1 protein-coding gene is annotated in these 5,035 nt (G+C 74.5%); it reads left to right on the top strand.

From position 1 onward, the window contains the following. Window positions 1-5,035 (top strand): type I polyketide synthase (locus NP777_RS46450; protein ID WP_256656251.1); only part of this gene is annotated, 5,035 nt, incomplete at both ends.

Here is a 5,035-nt window from a genome sequence, read left to right as displayed (position 1 = left end):
TCCGCGCCGCGCCGGAATCTCCTCGTTCGGCATCAGTGGCACCAACGCGCACACCATCATCGAGCAGGCCCCGGCGGTCGACGCACCGGCCGAGGCGCCCGAGCGGAACGGCCTCGGCGGCCCTCTGCCGTTCGCCCTGTCGGCCAAGAGCACCGAAGCGCTGCGGGAGCAGGCCGCGCGGCTGCACACCCACATCGCGTCGCGCCCGGAAGCGGCGCCGCTCGACATCGCCCACGCCCTGGCCGTCGGCCGCGCCGCCCTGGAGCGGCGCGCGGTGCTGACCGTCGGCGACCGGGACGAACTGCTGCGGACACTCGACGCGCTGGCTCGGGGCGAGTCCGCCTCGGGTGTGGTCGAGGGGACGGTCGCCGAGGGCAAGGTGGCGTTCCTGTTCACGGGACAGGGCAGCCAGCGGCTCGGCATGGGCCGCGAACTCTACGGCGCCTTCCCGGTGTTCGCGGATGCGCTGGATGAGGTGTGTGCGCATCTGGATCTGTACCTGGAGCGGCCGCTGCGGGAGGTGCTGTTCGGGGATGACGCCTCCGTCCTGGACCGGACGGGCTTCACTCAGCCCGCGTTGTTCGCGGTCGAGGTGGCGTTGTTCCGGCTGGTCGAGGCGTGGGGTCTGACGCCGGACTTCCTCTCCGGGCATTCGATCGGTGAGCTGGCCGCCGCGCATGTGGCGGGTGTGTTCTCGCTCGCGGACGCCGCGAAGTTGGTGGCGGCGCGTGGCCGGTTGATGCAGGAGCTGCCCGCCGGTGGCGCGATGATCGCCGTCCAGGCGTCGGAGGATGAGGTCGCGCCGTTGCTGACCGAGGGCGTCAGCATCGCGGCCTTGAACGGCCCGTCGTCGGTGGTCATCGCGGGTGATGAGGACGCGGTGCTGGAGATCGCTTCCGGTTTCGAGGCCCAGGGTCGTAAGACCAAGCGGCTCACCGTGAGCCACGCGTTCCACTCCCCGCGCATGGACGGGATGCTGGAGGCGTTCCGTGAGGTGGCGCAGGGGCTGGCCTACGAGGCCCCGCGTATCCCCATCGTCTCCAACCTCACCGGCACCGTCGTCTCCGCCGAGGAGATCACCAGCCCCGACTTCTGGGTCCGCCACGTCCGCGAGGCCGTCCGCTTCCTCGACGGCGTACGGACGATGGAGGCTCAGGGCGTCACCACCTACCTCGAGCTCGGCCCCGACGGCGTCCTCTCCGCGATGGCGCAGGAGTGCGTGACGGGCGAAGAGGAGCCCGCCTTCGCCGCCGTGCTGCGCAAGGACCGCCCCGAAGCCGAGGCGCTGCTCTCGGCCGTCGCACGGGCGCACGTCCGTGGTGTGACGCCGGACTGGTCTGCCGTCTTCGCCGGTGCGGGCGCGGCCCCCGTGGACCCGGCCGAGCTGCCGACCTACGCCTTCCAGCGGCAGCGCTACTGGCCCAGTGCCGCCGCCCTCACGGCGGGCGACCCCGAGTCGATCGGGCTGCGCGACATCGACCATCCGCTCCTCGGCGCCGCCGTCGCGCTCGCGGACGCCGATGGACTTCTGCTCACCGGGGTGCTCTCCACCCGCACCCACCCCTGGCTGGCCGACCACGCGGTCATGGACACCGTGCTGCTGCCCGGCACCGCCTTCGTGGAGCTGGCGAGCACGGCGGGCGCCCAGGTCGGGTGCGAGCGGCTGGACGAACTCACCCTCGAAGCCCCGCTCGTGCTGTCCGAGCACACCGGGGTGCGGGTGCAGCTCGCCGTGGACGGGCCGGACGAGTCCGGCCGCCGTTCCTTCAGCCTGCACTCCCGTCGGCAGGACGCGCTCGGCACCGAGCCGTGGACGCGCCACGCCACCGGTGTGCTCGCCCCCGGCGCCCGGACGCCCGACTCGGACCACCCCGCTGAGCTGGCCGTATGGCCGCCGCAGGGCGCGACGCCAATCGCGGTCGAGGGGCTGTACGAGGAGCTGGCCGGGGCGGGCCTCGGCTACGGGCCGGTGTTCCAGGGGCTCAAGGGCGCCTGGCGGCTCGGCGAGCACCTCTACGCCGAGGTGGGCTTCCCCGAGGACGCGCCGCTGACGTCGGGCGCCGAGGCCGAACGGTTCGGGCTGCACCCGGCCCTGCTCGACGCCGCGCTGCACGTCATCGGCCTCGACAGCGCCGACCGCGAGTCGGCGCCGGCCGAGGGCGCGCTGCTGCCGTTCGCGTGGAACGGCGTCCAGTTGCACGCGGCCGGGGCCGGTGCGCTGCGGGTGCGGCTGTCCGAGCGGTCGTCGAACGCGGTCTCGCTGCTGGTGGCCGACGGCGAGGGCCGTCCGGTGGCCACGGTCGAGTCCGTGGCGCTGCGGGCGGCCTCGGCCGACCAGGTGCGCGCGGCGCGCGGCGGACTGCACGAGTCGCTGTTCCGGCTGGACTGGACGGCGGTTCCGGCGCCCGCGACCGGCCCGGTGACGGGCGCCTGGGCGGTGCTCGGCGCCGACGCCGCCGAACTGGCCTCGTTGGAGGGCGCGTTCGGACCCGGGGTCCGGCTCGCCGCGTACCGCGATCTGGCGGTGCTGCGCACGGCCGTGGAGTCCGGGACACCCGCGCCCGACACCGTCCTGCTGAGTGGTGTCGGTGGCGACGGTGACGCGTCGGCCGTGCACGAGGCCACGCGGACCACGCTCGCCCTGCTCCAGGAGTGGCTGGCCGATGAGCGGTTCGCCGGGTCGCGGCTGGTGCTGCTGACCCGGGGCGCGGTGGAGACCGAGCCGGGCGCGGGCGTGGCGGATCTGCCGTACGCCGCCGTGCGCGGCCTGTTCCGCTCCGCGCAGTCGGAGAACCCCGGCCGCCTGGTGCTGCTGGACGTGGACGGCGAGGAGGGTTCGTACCGTACGGTGCCCGCCGCGCTCGGCGTGGACGAGGCGGAGCTGGCGCTGCGCGCGGGCGTGGCGCTCGCACCACGGCTGGCGCGGGTGCCGGTCACGGACGACACGCGCACCGAGAACACCGCTGACACCGGTACAGAAGACGCGGAAACCGGCACCCTCCCGTCGTACGACCCCGATGGCCCGTCGTACGACCCCGACGGCACCGTACTGATCACCGGCGCCACCGGAACCCTCGGCGGCCTCTTCGCCCGCCACCTCGTCTCCGCCCACGGCGTACGCCACCTGCTGCTGGTCAGCCGCCGTGGCGCCGACGCCGAGGGCGCCGAGGAGCTGGGCGCCGAGCTCACCGCGGCCGGTGCCACCGTCACCTGGGCGGCCTGCGACGTGGCCGACCGCGACGCGCTCGCCGCGACCCTGGCCGCCATCCCGGCCGAGCGTCCGCTGACCGCCGTGGTGCACACGGCGGGCGTCCTGGACGACGGCATCCTCGGCTCGCTGACGCCCGAGCGGGTGGCACACGTACTGCGCCCCAAGGTGGACGCGGCGCTGAACCTGCACGAGCTGACCCGCGACCACGAGCTGTCCGCGTTCGTGCTGTTCTCCGGTGCCGCCGCCGTGTTCGGCGCGCCCGGACAGGCGAGCTACGCCGCCGCCAACTCCTTCCTGGAGGCGCTCGCCCGGCACCGCGTCGCCCAGGGGCTTCCGGCCACCGCGCTGGCCTGGGGCCTGTGGGCCGGTGCGGGCATGGGCAGCGCGCTGGACGAGGTCGATCTGCGCCGCATCGCGCGTGGCGGGGTCGCCCCGATCGCCGCCGACGAGGGGCTCGCGCTCTTCGACGCGGCCCGCGCCGAGGGTTCCGCCGTGCTGTTCCCGATGCGGCTCGACTACGCGGGGCTGCGCACCGAGGCCACGGCGACCGGGACCGTACCGGCGCTGTTCCGCGGCCTGGTGCGGACCCCCGTCCGGCGGGCCGCCGCCGCGGCCGTCACCGCCGACGGCTCCTCGCTCGCTCAGCGCCTCGCCGGGCTGGCCCGGCCCGAACAGGACCGTGAGCTGCTGGAGCTGGTGTGCGGCCGGGTCGCCGCGGTGCTCGGTTACCCGGGCCCGGACGCCGTCGAGGCCGGGCGGGCGTTCAAGGAGCTGGGCTTCGACTCGCTCACCGCCGTCGAACTCCGCAACGACCTCAAGACAGTCACCGGGCTGCGGCTCCCGGCGACGCTCGTCTTCGACTACCCGACCCCCACCGCCCTCGCGGGCCATCTGCGCGAGGAGCTGCTGGGCGCCGAGGAGACCACCGCGCCGCTCGTTCCCGTACGGACGGGGGCGGCCCCCGCACTCGACGACGACCCGATCGTCATCGTCGGCATGAGCTGCCGCTACCCGGGCGGGGTGCGCACCCCGGAGGAGCTGTGGGAGCTCGTCGCCACCGGTGGCGACGGCATCTCCGGCTTCCCCGTGGACCGTGGCTGGGACCTCGACGGCCTCTACCACCCGGACCCCGACCACGCGGGCACGTCGTACACCCGCGAGGGCGGCTTCCTGCACGACGCCGCCGACTTCGACCCGGACTTCTTCGGCATCTCGCCGCGTGAGGCGCTGGCGATGGACCCGCAGCAGCGGCTGCTGCTGGAGACGTCGTGGGAGGCGTTCGAGCGGGCGGGCATCGACCCGGCGCGGGTGCGCGGCAGCCGGGTCGGCGTCTTCGCGGGCGTCATGTACCACGACTACGTGACCGGCCTCGACGGCATCCCCGACGGTGTCGAGGGCTACATCGGCACCGGCAACGCGGGCTCCATCGCCTCCGGCCGGGTGGCGTACACCTTCGGCCTCGAAGGCCCCGCGGTCACCGTGGACACGGCGTGTTCGTCGTCGCTGGTGGCGCTGCACTGGGCGATCCAGGCGCTGCGCGCGGGCGAGTGCACCATGGCGCTGGCCGGTGGTGTGGCGGTCATGGCCACACCCGAGACGTTCATCGACTTCAGCCGTCAGCGCGGCCTGGCCACGGACGGCCGCTGCAAGTCGTTCGCGGCGTCGGCGGACGGCACGGGCTGGGCCGAGGGCGCGGGCATGCTGCTCGTGGAGCGGCTGTCGGACGCGCGACGCAACGGCCACCCGGTGCTGGCGGTGGTCCGGGGCTCCGCCATCAACCAGGATGGTGCGTCCAATGGCCTGACGGCGCCGAACGGGCCGTCC

Source organism: Streptomyces rugosispiralis (assembly GCF_024505145.1).
Classification (GTDB): domain Bacteria; phylum Actinomycetota; class Actinomycetes; order Streptomycetales; family Streptomycetaceae; genus Streptomyces; species Streptomyces rugosispiralis.
Note: the sequence above shows the minus strand (reverse complement) of the source record. Positions and strands in the feature narration are given on the sequence as shown.